Origin of the sequence: Streptomyces sp. NPDC085946 (assembly GCF_044540485.1) — a bacterium.
In the GTDB taxonomy this organism is placed as follows: domain Bacteria; phylum Actinomycetota; class Actinomycetes; order Streptomycetales; family Streptomycetaceae; genus Streptomyces.
The window spans coordinates 217,136-241,103 of sequence record NZ_JBITSF010000012.1 but is presented as its reverse complement, the minus strand read 5'-3'; the positions used below and the strand labels follow the sequence as shown (position 1 = coordinate 241,103).

The window sequence follows — 23,968 nt, the reverse complement described above, 5'->3', positions numbered from 1 at the left end:
CCGCGGACAGGCGGGTCGGGCGTGCGGTGCCTCACTCCTCGGCGCCCACCAGCATGCGCACCTCGAACTCCTCGTACGCGTCGTCCTGTTGACGGCCGCTCAGGACCGAGCCGAGCCAGCCGAGGAGGAAGCCCGCCGGGATGGAGACGATGCCCGGGTTCTGCAGGGGGAACCAGGCGAAGTCGGCGTCCGGGAAGAACGAGGCCGGAGTGGCGGAGACCACCGGCGAGAACACCACGAGCAGGACGGACAGCAGCAGGCCGCCGTACAGGCTCAGCAGCGCGCCCGTCGCGGTGAAGCGCCGCCAGAACAGCGTGTACACGAGCGTCGGCAGGATCGCGGACGCCGCGACGGCGAAGGCCAGGAACGCCAGGGTCGCGGTGTTGGCGCCCCAGGAGACCAGCGCGAGCAGCATGCCGAGGACGCCGATGACGACCGCGGCCAGCCGGGCGACGGTCAGTTCCTCCGTCTGGCTCGCCCGGCCCTTGCGCACCACCTCGCCGTACAGGTCGTGGGCCAGGGACGTGGCCGCCGCCAGCGTGAGGCCGGCCGCCACCGCGAGCAGCGTGACGAAGGCCAGGCAGGACAGCAGGGCGGTGAGCAGGCCGCCGCCCAGGGCCTGCGCGAGGAGCAGTACGGCGGCGTCGCCCCTGGGGTCGGTGCCCACGATGGTGTCCCGGCCGACCACGGCGGCCGCGCCCAGCCCGAGGACGCCGGCCGCGAGGCAGACCAGGCCGACCAGGCCCACGGCCCACACGACGGAGGCGCGCAGCACCGCGCCGGAGCGCGGGGCGAGCAGGCGCATCAGGACGTGGGGGAGGGCCGCGAGGCCGAGCACGATGGCCAGCTCCAGGCTGAAGAAGTCCAGCTTGCTCGCCACGCTGCCGCCGTAGCGCAGCCCGGGTTCCAGGAACCGGCTGCCGCTGCCGCCGTGGTCGGCCGCGGCGCCGAGCAGGGCGTTCGGGCTCCAGTCGAAGCGGTGCAGCACCAGGGCCGCCGTGACGGTCACGCCCGCCACCAGCATCACGGCCTTGATGACCTGGATGGCCGTCGCGCCGGGCATGCCGCCGATGGCGGCGTACACGATGACGATCGTGCCGATCACCGCGACGCACAGGGTGCGCGTGGTGGCGCCGGGCTCGCCGGTGAACTGGGTCAGCAGGGCCACACTGCCCACGAGTTGGGCCACCAGGTACAGGGTGGTGACGACCAGGACGCACACCGCCAGGGCCAGCCGCACCGGCCGCTGCCGGCGGGGCATGCGCAGGGCCACCGTGTCGCCGAGCGTGAACCGGCCCGCGCGGCGCAGCGGTTCGGCGATCAGCAGCAGCACCAGCATCCAGGCGACGGTGGTGCCCCCGAGGTACATCAGCCCGTCGTACCCGGTCAGCGCGACCAGCCCGGTACTGCCCAGCAGGGTCGCGGCGGACAGGTAGTCGCCGCACATCGCCAGGCCGTTGCGCAGCGGCGACATCGCGCGGTTGCCGAGGTAGAACTCGCCGATCTCGTCGCGCTGGGGCGCGGTCAGCAGCGCCATGAACAGGGTGACCACGACGACCGACAGGAACAGCACGAACGTCAGCTGGAGACTGAACCGGTCGACGGCGCCGGCGGACACCGTCACCACGTGCGCAGCCCTCCGGTGCCGTGCCCGCCGTCCCGCCCGGCCGCGCCGCGCGGCCGGGTGTCCGAACGGCGCAGCCGCGACCGCAGGCCCCGGGCCAGCGGATCGACCCGGGTGCGCATGTGCCGGAGGTGGCACCAGGCCGTCACGGCCATGACCGGGAACTGCGCGAGCCCCAGGGCCAGCCCCACCGTCAGATGGCCGAACAAGGGCTGGTTCATCGGGCCCGCGGCGAAACTCGACAACAGCACGTACACCAGGAAACCGCCGGCGGACACGGCGCTCGCCCGTGCCCCGGAACGGCGCTGGGCACGGCGCAGCGAGTGGAATTCCGGAGCGTCGGAAATACGGAGCGGCGCTCCCGGCGCGCCATTTCGGACCGGGGGACTGAACGCATGGTCGGACCACGGTGAGAATTCGGGCAAGAGCGCACCTTCTTTGCTGCGTCATGCCGCGCAACTCGACTCCTCGGAGTCGACGGGGCGTCCGGTTCCCGGGCGATGCGGGCACGCCGGACGCACGGGGGATGCGGGCGGTGTGGGGGACTCGTGAAAGCGAAAATCTCGCTTTTCGTTTTCACGTGGAGCGGTTCGTGGGGGTTCCGTGTGAGGGCCCCCGGGCCTTGCGCCGACGGGTGGGAGCGAAGGCCGGAAGCGGAGTATGGCAGCGGGCTCTTTGACGTATCAACCGGATAGGGAAATCGAAGTGTGCCGCTGGCTCGTTCCTCGTCCCCGAACACCGTTCGAGTCGCGGGGCGGCCCGTGAAAAGGAACAGGACCGGGGGCGGAGCGCGGAGCGGTCCGGGCTTCTCCTTCCGGCCGGACTGTCTCAAAAGCGCCGTGCGGCGCCCCTACGCTGGGGGGTGTGACCGACAGCAGCAGGGCGCCCCTCGCCGTCTTCGACCTGGACAACACCCTCGCCGACACCGCGCACCGGCAGCGGTTCCTGGAGCGCAGGCCGCGGGACTGGGACGGCTTCTTCGCCGCCGCCCCGCAGGACCCGCCGCTCGCGGAGGGCGTCGCGCTGGTCCGGGAGAGCGCGCGCGAGTGCGAGGTCGTCTACCTGACCGGGCGGCCCGAGCGCTGCCGGCGGGACACGCTCGACTGGCTCGCCGCCCACGGGCTGCCCGAAGGGCGCCTCCACATGCGGCGGGACAGCGACCGCAGGCCCGCCCGCTTCACCAAGCTGGCCGTCCTGCGCCGCCTGGCCCGCACCCGGGAGATCCGCGTCCTGGTGGACGACGACGAGCTGGTCTGCGCGGACGCCGAGCGGGCGGGCTTCACCGTCGTCCGGGCGCGCTGGGCGACACCCTCCGCCGAGCTGAAGGCGGCGCAGGAGCGGGAGGGGCGGACCTGAGGGACCCGGTCCTCCGGGCCCCCGCCCGTCGGGGCGTCAGACCTCGTCCTCCAGGCGGAAGCCCACCTTCAGTCCCACCTGCCAGTGCGCGATCCGCCCCTCGTCGAGCTGGCCGCGCACCTGGGTCACCTCGAACCAGTCCAGGTTGCGCAGGGTCCGCGAGGCCCGGTCGATCCCGTTGCGGATCGCCTGGTCGACGCCGTCGGGCGAGGTGCCGACGATCTCCGTGACCCGGTAGGTGTGGTTCGACATGCGGGTGCTCCTCTCGCTGCGACCGGTGTGCGGGCGTGCCGCCGTGCCGGTGGGGCGCGTCCGTGCGGCGGGTGTGGCGCGCGTCACTCCACCGTGCCCCACGCTGCGGCGGAGCGCGAGGCGTCGGGCCCGGACCCCCGGCCCCCTTGACCTCCGCATTGGTCCATACCAAAATCCGGCACACCCGTCCGAGCCCCGCGCTCGCCCCCACGCCGGGCCTGCCCGCCCTGTCCGCCAGACAGAACAGGACCCCTCGTGAGACGTCGTCTGCTCGCCCTCGTGTGCGCCTGCGCCTGCCTGCTCCCCGGCTGCGGCCTGGTCCCCGGGGACGGCGGGGCCGAGCGGCGCACCGTCACCGTGTGGCTGATGAAGGACAGCGCCTCCCGGGACTTCCTGGACCGCTTCACCGCGGACTTCGAACGCCGCCACCCCGACCTCGCCCTCGACATCCGCATCCAGCAGTGGACCGGCATCGGCCCCAAGGTGGAGGCGGCGCTGGAGGGCGCCGGCGGCGACGGGCCCGACGTCGTCGAGGTCGGCAACACCCAGGTCGCCCAGTACGCCGAGGGCGACGCGCTGCTCCCGCTGACCCTGGAGGCGATGCGGGACTGGGGCATGCGCGACTGGCTGCCCGGCCTCGCCGAGCCGGGCCGGTGGATGTCGCACCAGTACGGCATCCCCTGGTACGCGGCCAACCGCGTCGTCGTCTACCGCAAGGACCTCTTCGCCCGGGCCGGCATCACCTCCCCGCCCACGACCCAGGAGGACTGGCTCGCCGTCACCGAGCGGCTCGACACCGCGACGGACCAGGGCATCTACCTGGCCGGACAGGACTGGTACACGCTCGCCGGCTTCGTCTGGGAGGAGGGCGGCGAGCTCGCCGTGGAACGCGACGGCGTGTGGCGGGGCGCCCTGGACAGCCCCGCCGCCCTGCGCGGCATGGAGTTCTACCGGCGGCTGCAGGCGCTCGGCGACGGCCCGGCCGACGCCGACGAGGAACACCCCCCGCAGGCCGAGGTGTTCGCCCGGGGCCGGGTCGCGCAGATCGTGGCGGTGCCGGGCCTCGCCCGGGCCGTCCTTGAGCGCAACCCCGCGCTCGAGGACAAGCTGGGCTTCTTCCCCGTGCCCGGGAAGACCGCCGGCCGGCCCGGCGCCGTCTTCACCGGCGGGTCCGACCTCGTCGTGCCGGCGAACACCGACGAACAGGAGGGCGCCGTCGCGGTCGTCGAGGCGCTCGCCGGCACCCGGTGGAACACCGAACTGGCCCGCACCATGAACTACGTCCCCAACAAGACGACCCTGGCACGGGCCGTCGCCGGCCAGGAGGGGGTCGCGGCCATGGCGGCCGGAGCCGCGCGGGGCCGGGCGACCCCCTCCACGCCGCTGTGGGGCGCGGTCGAGGCGGACAACCCGATCAAGCCGTACATGACGGCGGTGCTGACCGGGGCCGACCCGGCCGCCGAGGCCCGCCGCGCCTCCCGCCGCATCACCGGGGCGCTGGACCCCGCCCCGGAGTGAGACCCGCGCACGCGCACGGCCCCGCTCCGGGGCACGGGGTCAGCGCGCGACGCTCAGCGACAGCGCGAAGCGTCCCCGGCCGTCCGTCCACCAGTGGGACAACTCCATCCCCGCGGCGGACAGTTCGGACCGCACCCCCTCCTTCCGGAACTTCGCCGACACCTCGGTGCGCAGCTCCTCGCCGGCCGCGAAGTCGACGGCCAGGTCGAGCGCGGGCACCTTCACGGTCTGCGCCGTACGGGAGCGCAGCCGCATCTCGATCCACTCGTGCCCGGCGTCCCACAGCGCCACGTGGTCGAAGGCGGCGGGGTCGAAGTCGGCGCCCAGCTCGCGGTTGATCACGGTCAGGACGTTCTTGTTGAACGCGGCCGTCACCCCGGCCGCGTCGTCGTACGCCCGGACCAGCACCTCCTCGTCCTTGACCAGGTCCGTGCCCAGCAGCAGGGCGTCGCCCGGGGCGAGCAGGGCGCGCACGGAGGCCAGGAACGCGGCGCGCTCGGCGGGCAGCAGGTTGCCGATCGTGCCGCCGAGGAACGCCACCAGCCGGGGACCCGGCGTGTCCGGCAGCGTCAGCTCCGCGGTGAAGTCCGCGATCAGCGCGTGCACGCCCAGTCCGGGCCGCCGCGCGACGAGCGCCTGCCCGGCCCGGGTGAGGGCGCTCTCGCTGACGTCGACGGGGACGTAGGTGCGCAGGCCGGCGAGGGCGTCGAGCAGGTACCGCGTCTTCTCGGAGGACCCCGAGCCGAGCTCCACCAGCGTGCGGGCGCCGGTGGCCGCCGCGATCTCGCCGGCGCGGGCGGCCAGGATCTCCCGTTCGGCCCGCGTCGGGTAGTACTCGGGCAGGCGGGTGATCTCCTCGAACAGGTCGCTGCCGTGCGCGTCGTAGAACCACTTCGGCGGCAGCGTCTTGGGGCGGGAGGCCAGGCCCCGGCGGACGTCGGCGCGCAGGGCGGCCTCGGTGGCGTCCTCGGGCAGCGTGCGGGTGAGACGGAACGGACTCACGTACGGGGCTCCTTGCGTCGTGCGGGTGCCGTGCCGCCGCCCGGCTCCCGGGCCGCGCGGTCCGGTTCCCCGGCGTCGCCCGGCTCCTTGAGCGGGGTGAGCAGCACGTCGGCGGGGCCGGCCGCGAGCAGGGTGCGGTCGGGGACCTCGCGCCAGTGCGGATCGTCGTCGTAGGGCTCGGAGGCCACGACAGTGCCGCCGCCGGGCCGGGCCAGGTACCAGAGGGTGTCGCCCCAGGCGGTCGCGGTGATGGTCCGGCCGTCGGTGAGCAGCAGGTTGAGCCGGGAGCCGGGGGCCGCCGCTGCGACCTCCAGCACCGTGTCGGCCAGGGCCTGGCCCTCCTCGTCGCCGGCGCGCAGCCGGGCCAGCACCAGCGCCCACACCAGCGCGGAGTCGTTGCGGGCCTCCAGCGCCAGCAGGTCCTCGGGCGGCAGGGTCCGGGACAGGGCGGCCAGCGAACCGGGCCAGCCGGTCACGGCCCCGTTGTGGCTGAACAGCCAGGTCCCCGCGGCGAACGGCGCCGCCGCGGCCTCCGCGTCGGCGCCCGCCAGCGTCGCGTCGCGCACCGCGCCGAGCAGGGCGGTGGTCCGCACGACCCGGGCGAGGTCGGCGAAGGACAGGTCGGCCCAGACCGGCCCGGCCCGCCGGTACCGGGCCGGCACCGGGTCGTCCCCGGCGTACCAGCCCACCCCGAAACCGTCGGCGTTCACCGTGCCGTACCGCTGCCGGCGCGGCGCCCACGACTGGCGGTACAGGCCGTGCGACGGTTCCACCAGCAGCCGTCCGAGCGGTTCCCCGGGCCCCACGTAGGCCAGGTGACGGCACATCAGACGTCCTCCGAGCGGGCCGTGCGGAAGCCGGAGAAGATCTGCCGCCGGATCGGGTAGTCCCAGTTGCGGAAGGTGCCCCGGCAGGCCACCGGGTCCACGGCGAACGAACCGCCGCGCAGCACCTTGTGCTCGGCCCCGAAGAACACCTCCGAGTACTCCTTGTACGGGAACGCCCGGAACCCCGGGTAGGGCAGGAAGTCGCTCGCCGTCCACTCCCACACGTCGCCGATCAACTGCCGTACGCCCAGAGGCGACTCACCGGCCGGATAGCTCCCGGCGGGTGCCGGCCGCAGGTGCCGCTGGCCGAGGTTGGCGTGCTCGGGCCCGGGGTCGGCGTCGCCCCACGGGTAGCGCATCGAGCGGTCGCCGGCCGGGTCGTGGCGGGCCGCCTTCTCCCACTCCGCCTCGGTGGGCAGCCGGCGGCCGGCCCACCGGGCGTAGGCGTCGGCCTCGTACCAGCACACGTGCAGCACCGGCTCGTCGGGCGGTACGACCTCGGTGACGCCGAAGCGGCGCCGGAGCCACTGCCCGCCGTCGCGGCGCCAGAACAGCGGCGCGGTGATGCCGTGCCGGCGGATGTGCGCCCAGCCCTCCGGGGCCCACCAGCGCGGGTCGTCGTAGCCGCCGTCCTCGATGAACGCCTGGTAGGCGGCGTTCGTCACCGGCGTGGTGTCGATGCGGAAGGACGGCACGTGGCGCCGGTGCGCGGGGCGTTCGTTGTCCAGGGCCCACGGTTCGTCGGAGGTGCCCATGGTGAACGGCCCACCGGGGACCAGGACGTCGGCCGGACCGGTGAACAGCGGCACCGGCTCGGGGTCCGGCGCGGTCAGGGCCTGCGGACCCTTGCGGAGCTGATGGGTGATCAGCATGGTCTCGTCGTGCTGCTGTTCGTGCTGGGCGATCATCCCGAAGGCGAAGCCGGCCTCCGTCAGCCGGGTGCCGCCGAAGGCGCTGCTCCCCAGCACGTCCAGCGCCCGGTCGCGGACCTCGGCCGCGTACCGGCGCGCCTCCCCGGGCGGGAGCAGCGGGAGCCGGGGGCGCTCGGCGCGCGGGTGCTCGAAGGCGTCGTAGAGGCCGTCGATCTCGGGCCGTATCGCCTCCTGCCCGGCGACCGCCCGCAGCAGCCACTGCTCCTCCTGGTTGCCGATGTGGGCGAGGTCCCACACCAGCGGGGACATCAGCGGCGAGTGCTGCGCGGTCAGGTCCGGGTCGTCGACGCAGCTGGTCAGCAGGGTGGTGCGGTCGCGGGCGGTGGTCAGCGAGACGACCGCGCGTTCGCGCAGCGCCTCGGCGTCCGGGGCGGCACCGCCGGTGTCGCGGGCCGGTGCGCCGTCGGCCGGGGTGTCGAGGGCGGGATCGGTCATGGGCGGATGTCCTTCCCGTGCGGGGGCGTTCCGGCGGGGTCCGGGCCGCCCGGCCGGTCCAGCAGGTCGTCGGCGGGGCAGCGGCCCCTGAGGACGTAGCGGTCCCGGTAGGCGGCGACGGCGTCCGTGACCCGGGTGGCGGCCCCGAGCCGGGGCAGGGCCCGCAGCGCCGCCTCGAAGCAGACGGCGGCGGTCTCGCGCAGCTCGGGGTCGGCCAGGCCGTGGCGGGCCGCGTCCCGCCACAGCGGGTTGTGCGGCGCGGGCAGCCCCACGGCGCGCTCGGCCAGCGGCTTGACCGCCCGGTAGGCGGTCTCGGCGGCCTCCGGGTCGTCGAACAGCGCGGCCGTGACGGCCAGCGGCACGATCCAGCCGTCGTCGCCGGGCTGCGCGTCGATCATGCGCAGCTCCAGGTGGCCGCGCGGCCGGACCGGCGGGAACAGTGTCGTCAGGTGGTAGTCGAGGTCGTCCCGGGTGGGCGGCCGGGGCGTGCCCGTCCGGGTCCACTCCCGGAAGGTGAGGCCCTCCGGGATGTCCCAGGGCCCGCCGTCCCGCCGGACGCACATCACCGGGGAGTCCAGGACGTGCCGGGCCCAGGCGCCGCGCGGGTCGCCGTCCAGGGGCGGTCCGCCCGCCCGGCCGGCGCCGATCTCGGCCCACCGCAGCTGCCGGGTGGACCGCCAGCCGGTGGCCCGGCCCTCGGCGAACGGGGAGTTGGCGAACGCGGCGACCAGGACCGGGCCCAGCCGGTGCGCCAGCCACCAGCGCCGCACGTGGCCGAGGGCGCCGGGTTCCTCGTACCCGGCGTCCAGGCACACCTGGACCGAGGCCGAGGTGCACATCATGGCCCGGCCGGCCGGGCCGGTGCGGTCCAGGCACGCCTCCATGGCGTCGTACCGCGGTTCGCGCAGGAACCGGCGGGGCCGCTGCCAGGGGTCGTGGCCGATGCCGACGAGTGCCAGGCCGTCCTCGCGCAGGACCGCGCGGACGGCGTCCAGGTCGGCGGAGACCGTGCCGATGCACTCCGCCAGGGAGGCGGCGGGCGGCGAGCTCAGCTCCAGCTGGCCGCCGGGCTCGACGGTGAGGGCCGATCCCAGGGGCACGGTCCGCAGTGCGGCGTAGGCCGCTTCGAGCCGTTCGGGTGACACGGGGAGCCGCGGGGCGCGCGGCTCGTGGACGAGCCATTCCACCTCGACGCCGAGGCGGCGGGGCGGTCCGGTCTTGAAGCAGATGCCCCGCACCAGAGCCTCCACCTCGGCTTCGGTGATGGCGGTGGGTGGCTCGGTACAGCCACCGGCCGGTTCGGACATGTCGGGATCCTCCTGAGATTCCACCATGTCGCCGGTCCGGGCGCCGACGGCCCGGACCGGCCTCGCTCGTCCCACCCAAGACGCTCGCGTCGCTCCGCACAAGAGCGCGTACCGGAGCGTCCCGGGGCGGTCGTCTCCGCTCCCCGGTCGTTTCCGGGGACTCTCCCCGGTGGCCGCCGGGGTGCGGTACGGGTGCGCGGGCCCCGGGAAAACCCGTTGCCCGGCCGGACCAGGATCGCTCAGGATGCGTGCGTGAGCACGACGGGGGAGGCCGCGCACCGGGCGGTCACGGCACGGACGGGGGTCGCGCCGTGAGCGCACGGCTGCGCGGTGTCGCGCAGGACACGGAGAAGATCGTGGCGGCGGGGTCCTACCGCGCGCCGGACGGGCGCGAGGTGTCGATCGCCGCGGCGGTCGCGGCGGCGCGCGCCGGCACGCGGATGTACGGCCCGGAGCCGGTGGAGGTCCCGCCGCTCCCCGCGGGCGAGCCGGTCCTGGAGGTCACGGGGGAGAGCAGCCTGGAGGCCGCCCGCCGGCTCGGCGGGCGGGTCGCGGTCCTGAACTTCGCCTCGGCGCGCAACCCGGGCGGCGGCTACCTGAACGGCGCCCAGGCCCAGGAGGAGGCGCTGTGCCGCGCCTCCGCGCTGCACACGTGCCTGCTGCGGGTCCCGGAGTTCTACGACCACCACCGCGCGCACCGCGACCCGTTCTACTCGGACCGCGTCGTGCACGCCCCGGCCGTGCCCGTCTTCCGCGACGACCGCGGCCGTCTGCTGGACGAGCCGTACACGGCCGGCTTCCTGACCGCGGCCGCGCCGAACGCGGGCGTGGTCCTGCGGACGGCGCCCCATCGCGCGGCCGAGCTGCCGCGCGCCCTGGCCGTGCGCGCCGAGCGGGTGCTGGAGACGGCCGCCGCCCACGGCTACCGGCGGCTGGTGCTGGGCGCCTGGGGCTGCGGGGTCTTCCGCAACGACCCGGCGCAGGTGGCGGGCGCGTTCCGGGCGCTGCTGGGGCCGGGCGGCCGGTTCGCCCCGGCCTTCGAGCACGTCGTGTTCGGCGTCCTGGACCGCACGCCGGGGGCCACGGTCCGCGCCACTTTCGAGCAGGTGTTCGCCCGGCCGTAGCGGGGCACGGCCGCACCGCGTTCGCCCGCCCAGCCCCAGCCCCAGACGCCCAGCCCCAGGCGCCCAGCCCCAGCGACAGCCTCGGCCGGCCGCCGCAGCGGGCCGCGGCCCGCCCCGGCGGTCTCAGCTCCAGCCGTACCGCTCGCGCAGCCGGTTGCGCACCAGGTCGAACCGCATGCGGTCCAGAGCGCACGCCTCGCGGCGCATGCCGGCGTCGTGCAGCCGCAGCACCCGGTCCACGTCGACCCAGGACGCCCGGCCCGACCGGTCCCACGGCCCGCTGCCGATCGGCACCCACTCCCGGTCGCCGTCGTGCCGCCTGCTGGACAGCCGCACCGCGAGGACGGTCCCGGCGGCCTCCCGGGCGACGACGAGCACCGGACGGTCCTTGCCCCGGCCGTCGTTCTCCTCGTAGGGCACCCAGGTCCAGACGATCTCCCCGGGGTCGGGGTCGCCGTCGTGCGCGGGCGCGTACTCGGTGCGCACCCGGCCCACCCGGCGGGGGTCGGCCTCGGTGGTGGCGAAGGGGCCGTGGCGGCCGGGGGAGTTCTCATCGGTCATGGCGGTCACAGCCGTACCGTACGGGACCTCCCGCGGCTCAGAGGACCGGGGCGCCGGCGGCGGCGGGCTGGGGCGGCCACGCCTCGTGCCAGCGCAGCTCCGCCTCCAGCTGCGCGGCGAGCCGCACGAGCAGCGGCTCGCTGTGGGCGGGGCCGAGCAGCTGGGCGCCGACGGGCAGGGCGGCGGAGCTGCCCTCGTCCGGCACGAAGCCGGCGGGGACGTTGACGCCGGGCCAGCCCAGCACGTTCCACGGCCAGGCGTAGGGGCAGGCGGCGATGATGGCGCGGTCGGTGGCCAGGCCGCCGAGCCGCGCCAGGGACCCGATGCGCGGCGGGGGAGCCGCGGTGGTCGGCGCGAGGACGACGTCGTACGACGTGAAGAACGCGCCGATCCGCCGGTGCAGGACCGCCTCCGCGCGCCGGGCGGCCCGCAGCGGGGCCCCGCCGAGCAGCCGGCCCAGCCGCGCCGTGCTCCGGGTGCGCCGGTCGAGCAGCGCGGGGAACGGCGCCTCGCTCACCCGCTCGGCGATCCCGGCCGTGGCGCGCGGGACGAACGCCAGCCCGATCCGCCCGTACGGGGGGTCGGCCTCCTCGACCGTGTGCCCGAGCCGGGCGAGCCGCTCGGCGAGGGCGACGACGCGGGCCCGCACCTCCGGCCGGAGCCGGGCGGGCACGGCGGTGAACGGCGGTGTGAGCGACAGCGCGATCCGCAGCCGCCCGGGATCACGGCCGACGGCCTCGAAGGCGCGCACGGGCGGCGGCCGGTGCGGGTCGCCGGGGTGGTTCCCGCTCGCCGCGTCCAGCAGGAGGGCCGCGTCGGCGACCGTGCGGGCGAGGGTGCCGTTGACGGTGATGCCCTGGAAGGACTCGCCGCGCGGCCAGGTGGAGATGCGGCCGCGCTGCGGCTTGATGCCGATCAGGTGGGTCCAGGCGGCCGGGATCCGCACCGATCCGGCGCCGTCCGAGCCGAGCGCGGCGGGCACCAGCCCGGCCGCGACCGCGGCGGCGGAGCCGCCCGAGGAGCCGCCCGGCGTGTGCTGCGTGCTCCACGGGTTGCGGGTCGCGCCGAACGCGGGCCCCTCGGTGAACGGCCACTGGCCGAACTCGCAGGTGTTGGTCTTGCCGACGACGATCGCGCCGGCCGCGCGCAGCCGCCGCACCGCCTCGCCGTCCTCGGCGACCGGCGGGAACTCCCCGCAGCAGCCGAACGCGGTCGGCTCGCCCGCCACGTCCATGTCGTCCTTCACGGCCACCGGCACCCCCAGCAGCGGCCCGCGCGCGCCCGCGGCCAGTTCGCGGTCGGCGGCGTCCGCCTCGGCGAGCGCCGCCTCGGCCCGGACGATCCGGAAGGCGTTGAGCGTGCCCTGCGTCGCCTCGATCCGCGCGAGGGTCCGCTCGACGAGCGCCCGGGACGTCACCTCCCCGGCGGCCAGCGCACGGGCGGTCTCCGTCAGGCCTGCGGCACGGTCGAGCGTCATGCGGACACCTCCGGGAGCGGGTCGTCCACCGCACGGTAATGTCCGCGGCGCCGCCCGCGGAACGCCCGCGGCGGCCGGGCGGCGGAGTTCCCCTCGTCGGCGGTACGCGGCCGGCGCGCGGTCGCTGCGCGGACTCTCCCGCCCGCTCGCCGCCCGCGCGCGAACCATTGACGCCCCCGGACCCCGCCCCTACCGTCTGACCGACTTCCCGAACTCCGTTCGAGATACCGGCAGTTGCCGTCGTCGAGGGAGAGCCGCCGTGACCCCGCCCCCCGCCCCGTCCCGCCGCGCCCTGCTGCGCGCCGCGGCCGTCCTGCCCGCCTCGGCGGCCCTGCTGGGCCGGACGCCCGGCCTGCTCGGCAGCGCCCGGGCCGCCCCGCCGCCGGGCGGCTCGGCCACCCGCTGCACGATCCTGCCGTTCCCCGACAGCGGCGACGGCACGGTGGACCTCTACCAGTCCGACGACGCCACCGACTTCCGGCTGGTGCGCGCGTCCGCGTACCGGCCGCCGGTCCACCGCATCCGCGACGCGAGCGTCATGAGGCACACGGACGGCTTCGCCTACCTCACCTACACGACGCGCACCTGGCAGGACACCAGCACCACGATCGGCTTCGCCCGCAGCTCCGACCTCGTCGACTGGACGTTCCTGTACGACCACCCGGTCCCCGTCCCGAACCTCTCCCGGGCGTGGGCGCCGGAGTGGTTCGTCGACGGCGACGGCAGCGTGCACGTGATCGTCTCCTGCTCCACGGCCGACGACGAGTGGATCTTCACGCCGTACGCGCTCCGGGCGGCCGACCCCGCCCTCAGGACATGGGGGCCGCCGGTGCCCCTGGCCGGCATCGGCGCCAACCACATCGACACCTTCCTGGTGAAGCTCGGCCCGACCTACCACGCCTTCACCAAGAACGAGACGACCAAGTACGTCGAGTACGCCACCGCCGCGCGGCTCACCGGCCCGTACACCCTGCGCAGGACCGGCGACTGGGCGGGCTGGGGCAGCTACCGGGAGGGCCCGGCGCTGGTGCGGCTGGACAACGGCGACTGGCGGATCTTCCTCGACGGGTACGGCGACGGCGGCTACTACTACAGCGACAGCCGCGACACCTTCGCCACCTGGACCGCGCCGGCCCGGCTGCCCGGCATCTCCGGCACCGCACGCCACTTCACCGTGCTGAAGGAGACGGTCCCCGGCGGCCCGTCCCTGGCCCGGAACGCGCCCCGCTCCTTCCGGTCCGTCAACTACCCGGCCCGGTACTGGCAGCAGCGGTCCGCCCTGCTCGACCTCGCGGTGGTGAGCGGGACCGCCACCGCCGCCGAGCGGAGCGCGGCCACCTTCACCGTCGTCGCCGGCCTGGCCGACGCGGGCGGCTGCTCCTTCCGGGACGCGACCGGCGCGTACCTGCGCCACCGGGACTTCCGCGCCCGCTTCGACACCGGCGACGGCACGGCCGCCTTCGCCCGGGACGCCACCTTCGTGCCGCGGGCCGGCACGGCCCCGGGCTCCGTCCGCTTCGAGTCGTACGGCCATCCCGGCCGTTATCTGCGGCACTACGGCTACCAGGTGCGCGTGGACCTGCCGGACGGCACGGAGCTGTTCCGGCAGGACAGTTCCTTCACACCGGTGACCGCCTGGGCGTAGGGCGCGCCGGGCCGGTGCCGTACGCCGGGGTCAGCGGCCCACGGGGTCGGCCTCCGCGCCGTCGGCCGGGGTGCGCAGCAGGGCGTGGCCGCCGTGGTGGAGCGGGGTGCCGGTCCTCAGGCGGGCCGCCTCGCGGCCCGTCCGGGCGTCGACGACGTGCACCTCGCCGTGGCCGCCGCGGGTGACCGCCACCCAGGGCGCGCCCGGTGAGGCGGCCACCGCGCGGCGCTGGACGCCCTCCCAGGGGGTGCCGCCCCGGCGCGGGGCGCCGTCCATCGCGGGCAGCGGCATGCGGCGGATCCGGCCGGCAGCGTCCAGCAGGACCAGTTCGTCGCCGTCCGGGTGGACGCGGGTGAACGCGGTGTGGTCCGCGGCGAGGGCCAGCCGGAAGACCAGCCCGGGGCCGAGCTCCGTCACGGTCGTGCGGCCCGTCCCCAGGTCGTGGCGCCACGCGTGGTTCGTCCACCGCGGCCACCGCAGGGGATCGGCCGGGCCGCCCCGCAGCGTCGACCACAGGGCCCGGCGCCGCGGATCGAGGCGCAGGTACCAGCCGCGAGCGGGCGCGCCCCAGGGGATCACCGGCTCCGCCACGAGCGCGTCGCCCTCCCGGCGCGCCCGGTGCACGCCCTCGCCCGTGGCCGCGAACACCCGCCCGTGCAGCGGGTCCTGGGCGTCCCCGTGGCCGTCGTCCGGCAGCGGGAGACCGGTGTGCGGGGCGGCCGGCGGGCAGCCGGGCGGCGCGGCGAGCAGGTCGGCGAACCGGTGGACGGCCAGCGCGCCGGGTTCCCGGTGCCGCAGGACGACGAGGGGGTCGCCGCCGCCGAGGACCGTCACCCCCGGTTCGCCCGCGCGGGTGCGGACCCGGGCCGCGTCGCCGGTGGCGAGGTCGGCGACCGTCAGCAGGTCCGACCACGGCTCCCCGTTCCCGCCCAGTCCCGTGGTGACGGCCACCCGGCGGCCGGACGGGTCGCAGGCGAGGTGCTCGGCCGGTACGGCGACGGGGACCGCGGCGACCAGCAGCTCGGGCCCGAACGGGTCCAGCACCAGCAGCTCGCCCCGGCGGTCGTCGACGCAGGCCGCCCGGCCGTCCGGCAGTGCGAGGAAGCCGGCGTGCTCGGAGAGGTGACGGCCCGTCAGGCGGTGGGTCTCGACGCCGTCCGGCACGGTCAGCACGTGGACGGTTCCCGCCACGTGGTCGGCGAGGAGCAGGCGCGGGGCGTCGGTCATCGAGGGCCTCCGGGGGCGGTGGGGCGGGGCAGGGGCGAGGAGCGGAGCGGGGACGCGCAGCGATCTTCTGAAAATGATTATCATGTATCTTCGTGGGCGATCCGACACCCTGAGAAGAAGTGAGGGCATCGATGCTCCGCTCACCGTCGAGACTCGTCCGCGGCGCCGTCGCCGCCGCCCTGGCCGGCACGGTCCTGGCCGGCTGCGGCACCACCGCGGAACCCGCGGGCGACAAGGCCCGGGCGACCGGCGCGACGACCGACGTCACCGTCGAACCCATCAAGGCGGCGAGGGAGGTGACCGACGCGAACGGCGTCCGGATCTCCCTCGACAAGGAACCCGAGCGCATCGTCTGCCTGTTCGCGCTGTGCGACGACATCCTCACCGAGCTGGGCATCGTGCCCACCGCCACCAACAGCGCCCTCCTGGCCCACCCCGCCTTCCTGGGCGAGAAGAAGGCCGGGGAGGTCGACGTCGTGCCCGGCGGGTTCATCGCGCCCGAGGTCGAGGCGGTCCTCTCCCACAAGCCCGACCTCGTGATCGGCCTGGAGGACACGCACGGCAAGCTCGCCCCGGCCCTGAAGGACGCGACCACGTTCTGGCCGATGCAGCCCGAGACCTGGCAGGACAGCGTGGGTTACCTGCGCGACGTCGCCGCGCTGACCGGACGCACCGCCGAGGGCGAGAAGGCGGAGAAGGCCTTCCGCACCAAGCTCGCCGCGGCCGAACGGGCCAGGAGCGGCAGGACCGCGCTGATCATCTACGGCAGCGACGAGAACTTCGGTGTCGCCACCCCGGAGACGGACGTCGCCGCCAGCCTCTTCCCGAAGATCGCCGACTATCCCTGGAAGTCCCGTGGCGTGGAGGGGAGTTACAGTCTGGAGGAGATCCTCGCCCGGGACGTCGACGTGCTGTTCGTGGAGACGATGAGCTTCGGCGAGACGGACGGCACGCTGTCCGAGAAGCTGTCCGGGAACCCGCTGTGGGGCAAGATCCCGGCCGTGCGCGACGGCGACGTCCACGAGGTGAACTCCGAGGTGTGGGCGAAGGGCCGGGGCACCCGCTCGCTGGGCCTCGTCCTCGACGAGGCCACGGCCGCACTGCGGTGAGCGCGTCCGCCACCCGGCCGGCACCACGGGACGCCCCCGGAGGCGCACCGCGGCGCCGGCCGCGCACGCACGGGCGCGGACAACTCCTCGCGCTCCTCGGGCTGACGGCGCTCGCCGCCGCCTGCTCCCTCAGCCTGGGCACGCCCTGGGTGCCGCCGCACCGGCTGCCCGCCGCGCTCCTGGAGGGCGACACCTCGCTCGCCGGGATCGTCGTCACCGAACTGCGCGTGCCGCGCCTGCTGCTCGGACTGCTCGCCGGGGCCTGCCTGGGCGCGGCGGGGCTCGTCCTGCAGGAGGCGCTGCGCAACCCGCTGGCCGTCCCGGAGATGCTCGGCGTCTCGTCCGGGGCCGCGCTCGGGGTGGCCGCGCCGCTGGTGCTCGCGGTGTCGGTCCCGGCCGCCGTCCAGCCGCTGCCGGCCCTCGGCGGAGCGGCCCTCGGCGGCGGGCTCACGCTGCTCGCCGCCGGGTGGGGGCGCAGCCCGTCCGCCGTGCTGCTCACCGGCGCGGCGGTGGCCGCCGCGCTGCAGGCCGCGCTGCTCGTGCTGATGGTGATGGCCGACCAGTTGGACCTCCAGCTGATCTACCGCTACCTGCTCGGCTCGCTGTCCGCCCGCACCTGGGACGACGTCACCGGCCTCGGGCCCTGGCTGCTCGTTGCGCTGCCCGCGCTCGTGCTGTGCGCGCCGGTGCTGTCGGTGCTGCGGCTCGGCGACGAGGACGCCGAGGCCCTCGGGGTGCGCGTCCGGCGGGCCCGGCTGGCCGCGCTGGCCATCGCCGTCGTCCTCATCGCGCCCGTGACGGCGGTGTGCGGGCCGGTGGCGTGGGTGGGGTTCCTCGCCCCGCACCTGGCGCGGCGGCTCAACCCCCGCACGGACGCCGTGCGGTGGCTGCCCTGGTCGGCGGCGTGGGGTGCCGCCGTGGTGACGGTGGCCGACGTCCCGGCCCGCCTGGCCCTGGCGCCCGTGGAGACACCGGCCGGGGCCTGGACGGCGCTGCTCGGCGTGCCGGCCGGGGTGGCGCTGCTGCGGTCGGGCGGACGGGGGCGGGCCGCGCCGGGACCGGGAGGACGGTTCCGGGCCCGCGCAGTGCGCTTGCGGCGCCGCACCGCCTCAGAGGATGAGGCGTCGCGTTCCGACGGGAGGGGGAAGGACGTGATCCGGCGGGGCGGGGTGGTCCGGTCCGGTGCGCGGGAGCGTCCCGCGTCCCGCGGGACGGCGGTCCCGCCCGGTGGGCGGACGCCCCCCGTGTTCCGCGGGGCGCTGTTCCGTGTCGATGGCCGTGCGCGCCCCCGGGCGAGGCTCCGGTCCGGCGGGCGGGAACGCGCGCCGTTCTGCGGGGTGCCGTTCCGCTGGGGCGGGCGGGGGCGGGCCGCGGCGGACGCCGCGCGGCCCGGTGGGGCGGAGGTGGCCTCGTGAAGCGGCGGTTCCTGGTGCTCGCCGGGCTCCTCGCCGTGTGCGCCGCCGTGGAGCTGGTGGCCGGTCGGGGCATGTCCCCGGCCGTGGTCCGGGAGGTCCTCGGCGGGGGCGGGGACGCCACGGAGCGGCACATCCTGTTCCAGCTGCGGGTGCCCCGGCTGCTCGTGGCCCTCGCGGCGGGCGCGTGTCTGGGCGTCGCGGGACTCGTGCTCCAGTCGGCCCTGCGCAATCCGCTCGCCGGGCCCGAGGTCACGGGGGTGACGCCGGGCGCGGTGCTCGGTGCCGTCGCCGCGACCGGGCTCGGGCTCGCCGGCTGGGAATCGCCCCTCGCCGTGGTCGTCGCCGCGTGCGTCGGCGGCCTGGCCGGGGCCGGACTGCTGTGGCTGCTCGCCGGGCCCGGCCGGAGCGACCCGGCGCAGACCGCCGTCCACGGCGTGCTCGTGTCCGCGGTGCTGGGCGGGCTCACCGCCATGGTGCTGCTGGTCGCCCCAGGCGAACTCGGCAGTGTCGTGCAGTGGCTCGTCGGCACCACCGAGGGGCGCGTGTGGCAGCACTGGCACCTGCTGTGGCCGTGGGCCCTGGCCTGGGGCGTGGCCGCGTGGCTGCTGGCCGGGCCGCTGACCCTGCTGCGCTGCGGCGACGACATCGCCACCGCCGCCGGGCTGGCCGCGGCGCGGGCCCGGGGCCTCGCCCTGCTGTGCGCGGTGGCGCTCACCGCGGGAGCGGTGGCCGCCGTCGGGGCGCTCGGCTTCGTCGGCCTGCTCGTCCCGCACCTCGCGACGGCCGTGTTCGGAGCGGACCTGCGGGTCGCGCTGCCCGGCGCGGCCCTGGTGGGGGCGGCGGTGGTGTGCGGGGCGGACGCGGCGGCGCAACTCGCCTCCCGGTTCCTGGTGTTCGCCCTGGACGCCGAGCGGCTCACGCTGCCGGTCGGGGCGCTCACCACCTGCCTGGGGGCCGTACTGCTGCTGGTCGTCGTACGCCGGACACCGGACCGGACGTTCTGATGCCGGTGGGGACGGGACCTGCGATGCCGGCGGGGACGGGACTTCTGCGGCCGGCGGGGACGGGATCTCTCGCACCGGTGCAGGCCGGATCTCTCGCATCGGCGGGGACGGGATCTCTCGCACCGGTGCAGGCCGGATCTCTCGCACCGGCGGGGACGGGATCTCTCGCACCGGCGCAGGCCGGATCTCTCATACCGGCGCGGACCGCACCACTCGTGCCGGCAAGGACCGGCCTCCCGGTCCGGGCCGAGGACGGACAGGGACGAAGGACGAAGGACGGAAGATGACCGAACCCGTGGGTATCCACGTCGAGCAAGTCCACTTCGGCTACCCGGAGCGCCCGGTGCTGCGCGGGGTCGACCTGACGGTCGGAGCCGGCGAGCTGACCGCCCTCATCGGGCTCAACGGGTGCGGCAAGTCCACCCTGTTGCGGCTGGCCGCCGGACTGCTGCGGCCCGAGCGGGGCCGTGTCCTGCTCGGCGGGGACGACCTGGCCCGGCTCTCCCGGCGGGCCACCGCCCGGCGGGTCGCGCTGCTGCACCAGTCCACCCCGGCCGTCCCCGGCATGACGGTCCGCCAGCTGGTGCGCCAGGGACGGTACGCGGCCCGCGGCCCGCTCGGCATGCTGCGCGAGGGCGACGACCCCGTCGTGGAGCGGGCCCTGCGCGACGTCGGGGTGGCGGGGTGGGCGGAGCGCCCCGTGGACGCGCTGTCCGGCGGCGAGCGGCAGCGGGTCCGCCTCGCGATGGCCCTCGCCCAGGACACCCGCGTCCTGCTGCTGGACGAGCCGACCACCTACCTAGACCTGCACCACCAGCTCGACGTGCTGCAGACCGTCCTGCGGCTGCGCGAGGAGCGCGGGCTGACCGTGGTGATGGTGCTGCACGACCTGGCCCACGCCGCCCGGTTCGCCGAGCGGATCGTCGCGCTGCGGGACGGCCGGGTGGTGGCGGACGGGCCGCCGAAGGACGTCGTCACCCCCGGGCTGCTGGCGGACGTGCTCAAGGTGGCCGGCCGGGTCGGCCGCGACCCGGAGGGCGGCTGGCCGGTGTGTTACCCGGATCACCCCCTCACAGGGGTAGCGGAATGAAAATCATATTCATTAGAGTGACGTACGGCGCTCAACAGAACGCCGCACCTTCCTTGTGAAGAAGGAGAGTTCATGGACAACGAGCAGATCTTCGCGCCCATCGCCGACCCGGGGCAGCTGGCCCACGACTCGGCCTCCCACTCCAACGCCCTCGTGGAGAACCCCTTCGAGGACACCGAGGAGTAAGCGGCCGAGGGGCCGAACTCCCCTCCAGCGTGGGCCCGCCCGCCGCCTTCCGGGCGGGCCCACCCCCGACCCACCCGTGACCGCCCCCGCCGCCCAGGAGAACCCACGTGTCCCGCAGCCAGCTCGCACCCGGTGTCGAGGTCGTCGCCGTCCCCGGGCGGGGGCTCGCCGTCCGCACGGCCGACGGGGAGTTCCTCAGCGTGCGCACCGGCGACGCGGACCCGGACGCCCTCCTGGCCCGGCTCACCGGCCGGGCGGCGGACGCGGCGGACGCCGGACCCGGACTCGACCGGCTCGTCGGCGCCTTCCGCCGGGCCGGATACCTGACGGATGCCGCGCCGGACCCCCGGTGGCCCGCGGAGCGCCGGGACGTGCGGCTGCTGGGCGACCCGGTGCTGACCGGGCCGCTGACAACCTGCCTGCGGGCCGCCAGCGCCGAACCGCGCCCCGCCCGGTCGCTGGACGAAGCGGCCGACGCCGGGCCCGCCGCCGTCGTGTGGTGCCTCGACGGGCCCGTCCCCGCCGGGCTGTGGGACGCCGCCGACCGGCTGCCCGAGCGCGGCATCGCCTGGCTGCGCTGCCACCGCGAGGGCCGGCAGGCCTGGCTCGAACCCCTGGCCGCCGTGCCCGGGGACGTCACCTCCGCCCACGTCCGCGCCCGCCGGCTCGCCGCCACCCCCGCCCACCGCGAACTGGACGCCTACTGGCGCGGGCCGCGCGCCTCCGGCGCACCCGCCGCCCTGACCGCGCCCGCGGCCGCCCTGCTCGCCGCCCTGCTCGCCGACGACCTGGCCCGGTGGGCCGCCGGCACCCCCGACGGCGGCGGACTGCCGCCGCGGCGCCGGCTGCGCCGCGTCGACCTGCGCACGCTCACCGTCACCGAGCACCCCGTGCTGCCCGTCCCCGCCGTCGCCCCCCGCCCGGAGGACGCCGGATGACGCCGCGCACCGAGACGGTCGCCGGTCTCGCCACCGACGTCCTGCTCCCGGAGGGCGACGGCCCGTTCCCGGCCGTCCTGGTCCGCACGCCCTACGACCGGCTGCGGCACCGCGCCGAACTGCGCGGCTGGGCCCGGCACGGCTTCGCCGCGGTCGCCCAGGACGTCCGCGGGCGGTACGCGTCGCCGGGGGAGTGGCACCCGTACCGCGACGAGACCGCCGACGGCGCCGCCACCGCCCGCTGGATCCGCCGCCAGCCGTGGAGCGACGGGACCCTGGTCGCGGCAGGCGGTTCCTACGCCGCCCACTGCGCCCTGGCCCTCGCCCTCGACGCACCCGAGGACGCCCGCCCGGACGCCGTCGTCGCCGCCGTACCCGCCCTCGGCCCCGCGGAGACCGCCCGGGAACCCTCCGGGGCGGAACGGCTGGCGGCCCGGGCCGGATGGTGGGCCGCCCACGGCGACCGCCCCGACTCCGACGAGGACGCCCTGGCCGAGGCCCGCGCCGCGGACCCCGGCCTGCTCACCCACCTCCCGCTCACCGACCTGCCCCGGCGGCTGGGCCGGGACCTGCCCTCCTGGCCGGACCTGTGGCGCCGGCGCACACCCGACGGGCCCGGCACCCGCGCGCGGACCGCCCGGATCCCGCTGCTCGCGGTGGGCGGCCACCACGACCACTTCACCGCGGACACCGTCGCGCTCTGGCGCCGCTGGGGCGGGCCCTCCGCCCGGCTGCTGCTGGGCCCCTGGGGCCACGGGCTCACCGCCGCACCGGGACCCGGCGCGCACCCGGCCCACCGGATCGACCTCGGGACCCTCTACGCCCGGTGGGCCCGCCGCGCCCTCGCCGGACGGCTGAGGGCGGGGCGCGCGGGCGCGGTCGCGCTGGGCGGCAGCCCGCTGTGGCTGCCCGCCACGCTGGAGGGCGAGCCGCGCACCCAGCGCCTGCGGCTGCTGAGCGGCGCCCGGTTCACCGCCGACCCCGAGCACCCCGTGCGCTCCGACGACCTCACCGTCCCCGCGGCCGGCACCCCGGACCGCTGCCTGCTCGTCACCGCGCCGCTGCCGCGTCCGCTGGACGTCGCCGGACCGGCCGAGGCACGGCTGCGCGCCACCGCCGACACCCCGTCCGCCGACTGGGCCGTACGGCTCGTCGCCGTCACCCCCGGCGGGACGGCCGAGCGACTGGCCGTCGGCGTCGGCCGGCGCGCGGACCCCCCGGGGCGCCCCGCCGCGTTCACCGTCGCCCTCGGGCCGCTCGCCCGGCGGCTGCCCGCGGGCACCCGGCTCCGCCTGGAGATCGCCGGGCACCACTTCCCGGCCCACGCCCGCAACCCGCACACCGGGGAGGACCCGGTCACGGCCACCCGGCTGGCGGCCTCCCGACGGCACGTCGACGCCGGCTCCGTCGCGCTCAGGCTGCCCGTCCTCCCGTCCCGTCCCACCCCCCTCGACCCCGCACAGGAGATAACGCGATGACGGCGCTGCCGCTGGAAGCCCTCGTCGACCCCGTCTGCGGCGTCGTCCGCAAGGTCAAGCCCGTCGAGCACCCCGCGGGCACGCCGCCCCGCTACACCGCGCTCACCGCCGAGATAGCCGACGCCCGCCGGCTCGGCCTGTGGCCCGCCGACCGGGTCTCCCTCGGCACCACCTTCGACGACCCCGGGGCCGCGCGGACGGCGGCGATCGCGGAGGGCGTCGAACGGTACTGCGGCAACCGCGTCCCGCCGCCCGGCCACCCCGGCGCCCCGCTGCGCGCCACGGCCGCCGAGCTGCTGGAGAAGGGGCTGCGGCTGTACGGGCCGGACCAGCTGCCGGCGTATGCCCCCTGGCAGTACGCCCGCGCGCGGTTCCCCTACCGCCCCCTCACCCCCGACACCCCGGCGCTGTGGACGCGCGGCGAGGAGCGGCTGCCCGGCGGCGGCACCGCCGAGGTGTGGGCACCCGTCGCGCTCACCCACCTCAACTGGCGCCAGGGAGAACTGCGTTCCCTGCCCCGCACCCACCACCTGAACTACGCGGGCATCGCCACCGGGCAGGGCCTGGACGACGCGGTCGAACGCGGCCTGCTGGAGATCGTCGAACGCGACGCGCTGGAACTGTGGTGGCACCTCGACGGGCCCGCCCGGGGCATCGACCCGGCCACCGTGCCCGGCCTCGCCGACGACCTCGCCGGGTCCGCCCTCGACGTCCGCCTCGTCGAGATGCCCTCCGAGTTCGCGCCCTGCATGGCGGCCCTCGTCCACGACCCGCGGCTCGGCCTGTACGCCGCCGGGTTCGCCTGCAAGTACGACCCGGCCGAGGCCGCCCGCAAGGCCGTCCTGGAAGCCGTCCACACCTGGGTCTTCACCCAGGGACTGACCGGCCCCGACGGCTGGGTGTTCCAGGCCGTCGAGGCGGGCCTGCTCGCCCGCGGCCTCTACCTCGACCACCGCGCGGACGGCCGCTACCTCGACGCGTGCGGCGAGCAGTTCGAGCACGTCCGGGACCTCGGCGCGCACGTACAGGTCTGGCTGGACGCGCGGATGGCGGCCGAGGCCCGGCGGTTCACCGAGCCCGCGCTCGGCACCGTGGGCATCGAAGAGGTCCGGCCCGGTGACCGGGACCGGCTGGAACGCGCGCTCCACGAGCGCGGCCACCGCGTCATGACCTTCGACCTCACCACCGAGGACGTGGCCGAGACACCGCTGCGCGTCGCCCGCGTCCTCGTCTCCGGCCTCCTCCCCAACGCCCCCGCCGCCTTCGGCTACTTCGGCTGCCCGCGGCTGGCCGAGGCCGCCGTCGAACGGGGCTGGCGCACGACCGCGCCGAGCGCGCCGGAGGACTTCACGCTGGCGCCTCCGCCCCACATGTGAGGCCGGGGTGGAGCACAGGGGGGAGGGACACGGGGCCGGGGGACGGACCGGAACCGCATGCCGGGACGCGTTCGGAGGTGAGGGT

Annotated in this window: 20 protein-coding genes and 2 pseudogenes; 12 read left to right on the top strand and 10 right to left on the bottom strand. The window is 76.5% G+C overall.

The window, feature by feature from the left end:
• Nucleotides 1-31: 31 nt before the first annotated feature.
• Both ACIF8T_RS24250 and ACIF8T_RS24245 read right to left on the bottom strand, forming a co-directional pair.
• Nucleotides 32-1,627 carry a cation acetate symporter gene (locus ACIF8T_RS24250; protein WP_400038192.1) on the bottom strand — a complete coding sequence of 532 codons (1,596 nt, stop codon included), beginning with the start codon at nt 1,625-1,627 and terminating at the stop codon, nt 32-34.
• Nucleotides 1,621-2,049, bottom strand: a complete 429-nt coding sequence (locus ACIF8T_RS24245) for a DUF485 domain-containing protein (protein ID WP_400038191.1) — start codon at nt 2,047-2,049, stop codon at nt 1,621-1,623. Before ACIF8T_RS24245 ends, ACIF8T_RS24250 begins: the two co-directional genes overlap by 7 nt.
• 439 nt (nt 2,050-2,488) lie before the next feature.
• Here ACIF8T_RS24245 and ACIF8T_RS24240 point away from each other — a divergent pair, with 439 nt between their 5' ends.
• Nucleotides 2,489-2,980 carry a hypothetical protein gene (locus ACIF8T_RS24240; protein ID WP_400038190.1) on the top strand — a complete coding sequence of 164 codons (492 nt, stop codon included), beginning with the start codon at nt 2,489-2,491 and terminating at the stop codon, nt 2,978-2,980.
• 36 nt (nt 2,981-3,016) lie between these two features.
• Here the strand turns inward: ACIF8T_RS24240 and ACIF8T_RS24235 are convergent, their stop codons facing one another.
• Nucleotides 3,017-3,232, bottom strand: coding sequence for a dodecin (locus tag ACIF8T_RS24235; protein WP_400038189.1), 216 nt, complete (start codon nt 3,230-3,232; stop codon nt 3,017-3,019).
• A gap of 255 nt (nt 3,233-3,487) precedes the next feature.
• On the opposite strand from ACIF8T_RS24235, the gene ACIF8T_RS24230 reads away from it, so the two are divergent.
• Nucleotides 3,488-4,750: an extracellular solute-binding protein gene (locus ACIF8T_RS24230; RefSeq protein ID WP_400038188.1), complete on the top strand. Its 1,263-nt coding sequence runs from the start codon at nt 3,488-3,490 to the stop codon at nt 4,748-4,750.
• Nucleotides 4,751-4,789: 39 nt separating this feature from the next.
• Here ACIF8T_RS24230 and egtD read toward each other — a convergent pair whose 3' ends face one another.
• The 4 genes from egtD to egtA are packed head-to-tail and all read right to left on the bottom strand — an operon-like array spanning nt 4,790 to nt 9,253.
• The gene (gene egtD / locus ACIF8T_RS24225) at nt 4,790-5,752 is read right to left on the bottom strand and encodes an L-histidine N(alpha)-methyltransferase (protein ID WP_400038187.1); all 963 of its coding nucleotides are present in this window, start codon (nt 5,750-5,752) and stop codon (nt 4,790-4,792) included.
• Complete coding sequence (egtC, locus tag ACIF8T_RS24220) at nt 5,749-6,579, bottom strand: ergothioneine biosynthesis protein EgtC (protein ID WP_400038186.1); 831 nt, start codon at nt 6,577-6,579, stop codon at nt 5,749-5,751. Before egtC ends, egtD begins: the two co-directional genes overlap by 4 nt.
• Nucleotides 6,579-7,946, bottom strand: coding sequence for an ergothioneine biosynthesis protein EgtB (gene egtB / locus ACIF8T_RS24215; protein ID WP_400038185.1), 1,368 nt, complete (start codon nt 7,944-7,946; stop codon nt 6,579-6,581). The genes egtC and egtB overlap by 1 nt, the downstream gene beginning before the upstream one ends.
• Nucleotides 7,943-9,253, bottom strand: a complete 1,311-nt coding sequence (gene egtA, locus ACIF8T_RS24210) for an ergothioneine biosynthesis glutamate--cysteine ligase EgtA (RefSeq protein ID WP_400038184.1) — start codon at nt 9,251-9,253, stop codon at nt 7,943-7,945. The genes egtB and egtA overlap by 4 nt, the downstream gene beginning before the upstream one ends.
• 311 nt (nt 9,254-9,564) lie before the next feature.
• Between egtA and ACIF8T_RS24205 the strand changes: the two genes are divergently transcribed.
• On the top strand, nt 9,565-10,377 hold the full coding sequence (locus tag ACIF8T_RS24205; RefSeq protein ID WP_400038183.1) for a TIGR02452 family protein: 813 nt from the start codon (nt 9,565-9,567) through the stop codon (nt 10,375-10,377).
• Between the two features lie 123 nt (nt 10,378-10,500).
• Here the strand turns inward: ACIF8T_RS24205 and ACIF8T_RS24200 are convergent, their stop codons facing one another.
• A complete protein-coding gene (locus ACIF8T_RS24200; protein ID WP_400038182.1) occupies nt 10,501-10,947 on the bottom strand; it encodes a type II toxin-antitoxin system PemK/MazF family toxin in 447 nt (148 codons plus the stop codon).
• 28 nt (nt 10,948-10,975) lie between these two features.
• Nucleotides 10,976-12,415 (bottom strand): amidase, encoded by a 1,440-nt coding sequence (locus ACIF8T_RS24195; protein ID WP_400038181.1) that lies wholly within the window; start codon nt 12,413-12,415, stop codon nt 10,976-10,978.
• 259 nt (nt 12,416-12,674) lie between these two features.
• Here ACIF8T_RS24195 and ACIF8T_RS24190 point away from each other — a divergent pair, with 259 nt between their 5' ends.
• Nucleotides 12,675-14,060 (top strand): glycoside hydrolase family 43 protein, encoded by a 1,386-nt coding sequence (locus ACIF8T_RS24190; protein WP_400038180.1) that lies wholly within the window; start codon nt 12,675-12,677, stop codon nt 14,058-14,060.
• A gap of 30 nt (nt 14,061-14,090) precedes the next feature.
• Here ACIF8T_RS24190 and ACIF8T_RS24185 read toward each other — a convergent pair whose 3' ends face one another.
• Nucleotides 14,091-15,287, bottom strand: coding sequence for a hypothetical protein (locus ACIF8T_RS24185; RefSeq protein ID WP_400038179.1), 1,197 nt, complete (start codon nt 15,285-15,287; stop codon nt 14,091-14,093).
• Nucleotides 15,288-15,418: 131 nt separating this feature from the next.
• Between ACIF8T_RS24185 and ACIF8T_RS24180 the strand changes: the two genes are divergently transcribed.
• From ACIF8T_RS24180 to ACIF8T_RS24145, 8 genes and pseudogenes are all read left to right on the top strand, one after another.
• The gene (locus ACIF8T_RS24180; RefSeq protein ID WP_400038178.1) at nt 15,419-16,396 is read left to right on the top strand and encodes an ABC transporter substrate-binding protein; all 978 of its coding nucleotides are present in this window, start codon (nt 15,419-15,421) and stop codon (nt 16,394-16,396) included.
• A 101-nt stretch (nt 16,397-16,497) separates the two neighbouring features.
• A pseudogene (locus ACIF8T_RS24175) lies at nt 16,498-17,457 on the top strand (FecCD family ABC transporter permease); the annotation flags it as partial.
• A 350-nt stretch (nt 17,458-17,807) separates the two neighbouring features.
• Nucleotides 17,808-18,815 (top strand): FecCD family ABC transporter permease, encoded by a 1,008-nt coding sequence (locus tag ACIF8T_RS24170; RefSeq protein ID WP_400038177.1) that lies wholly within the window; start codon nt 17,808-17,810, stop codon nt 18,813-18,815.
• Between the two features lie 283 nt (nt 18,816-19,098).
• Nucleotides 19,099-19,921: pseudogene (locus ACIF8T_RS24165) on the top strand (ABC transporter ATP-binding protein).
• 56 nt (nt 19,922-19,977) lie between these two features.
• Entirely contained in the window at nt 19,978-20,091 is a 114-nt protein-coding gene (amiA, locus tag ACIF8T_RS24160) for a streptamidine family RiPP (protein ID WP_243900507.1), read from the top strand.
• 107 nt (nt 20,092-20,198) lie between these two features.
• The gene (locus ACIF8T_RS24155; RefSeq protein ID WP_400038176.1) at nt 20,199-21,029 is read left to right on the top strand and encodes a hypothetical protein; all 831 of its coding nucleotides are present in this window, start codon (nt 20,199-20,201) and stop codon (nt 21,027-21,029) included.
• Nucleotides 21,026-22,507: a CocE/NonD family hydrolase gene (locus tag ACIF8T_RS24150; protein WP_400038175.1), complete on the top strand. Its 1,482-nt coding sequence runs from the start codon at nt 21,026-21,028 to the stop codon at nt 22,505-22,507. The genes ACIF8T_RS24155 and ACIF8T_RS24150 overlap by 4 nt, the downstream gene beginning before the upstream one ends.
• Nucleotides 22,504-23,883, top strand: a complete 1,380-nt coding sequence (locus tag ACIF8T_RS24145; RefSeq protein WP_400038174.1) for a YcaO-like family protein — start codon at nt 22,504-22,506, stop codon at nt 23,881-23,883. Before ACIF8T_RS24150 ends, ACIF8T_RS24145 begins: the two co-directional genes overlap by 4 nt.
• Nucleotides 23,884-23,968: the final 85 nt, after the last annotated feature.

What these genes read in the sequence shown, in the direction of transcription:
- egtB (WP_400038185.1), bottom strand. Translation starts at nt 7,946, where the DNA reads ATGACCGATCCCGCCCTCGACACCCCGGCCGACGGCGCACCGGCCCGC.
- ACIF8T_RS24195 (WP_400038181.1), bottom strand. Translation starts at nt 12,415, where the DNA reads ATGACGCTCGACCGTGCCGCAGGCCTGACGGAGACCGCCCGTGCGCTG.
- ACIF8T_RS24150 (WP_400038175.1), top strand. Translation starts at nt 21,026, where the DNA reads ATGACGCCGCGCACCGAGACGGTCGCCGGTCTCGCCACCGACGTCCTG.
- ACIF8T_RS24235 (WP_400038189.1), bottom strand. Translation starts at nt 3,232, where the DNA reads ATGTCGAACCACACCTACCGGGTCACGGAGATCGTCGGCACCTCGCCC.
- egtC (WP_400038186.1), bottom strand. Translation starts at nt 6,579, where the DNA reads ATGTGCCGTCACCTGGCCTACGTGGGGCCCGGGGAACCGCTCGGACGG.
- egtA (WP_400038184.1), bottom strand. Translation starts at nt 9,253, where the DNA reads ATGTCCGAACCGGCCGGTGGCTGTACCGAGCCACCCACCGCCATCACC.
- ACIF8T_RS24145 (WP_400038174.1), top strand. Translation starts at nt 22,504, where the DNA reads ATGACGGCGCTGCCGCTGGAAGCCCTCGTCGACCCCGTCTGCGGCGTC.
- ACIF8T_RS24180 (WP_400038178.1), top strand. Translation starts at nt 15,419, where the DNA reads ATGCTCCGCTCACCGTCGAGACTCGTCCGCGGCGCCGTCGCCGCCGCC.
- ACIF8T_RS24185 (WP_400038179.1), bottom strand. Translation starts at nt 15,287, where the DNA reads ATGACCGACGCCCCGCGCCTGCTCCTCGCCGACCACGTGGCGGGAACC.
- amiA (WP_243900507.1), top strand. Translation starts at nt 19,978, where the DNA reads ATGGACAACGAGCAGATCTTCGCGCCCATCGCCGACCCGGGGCAGCTG.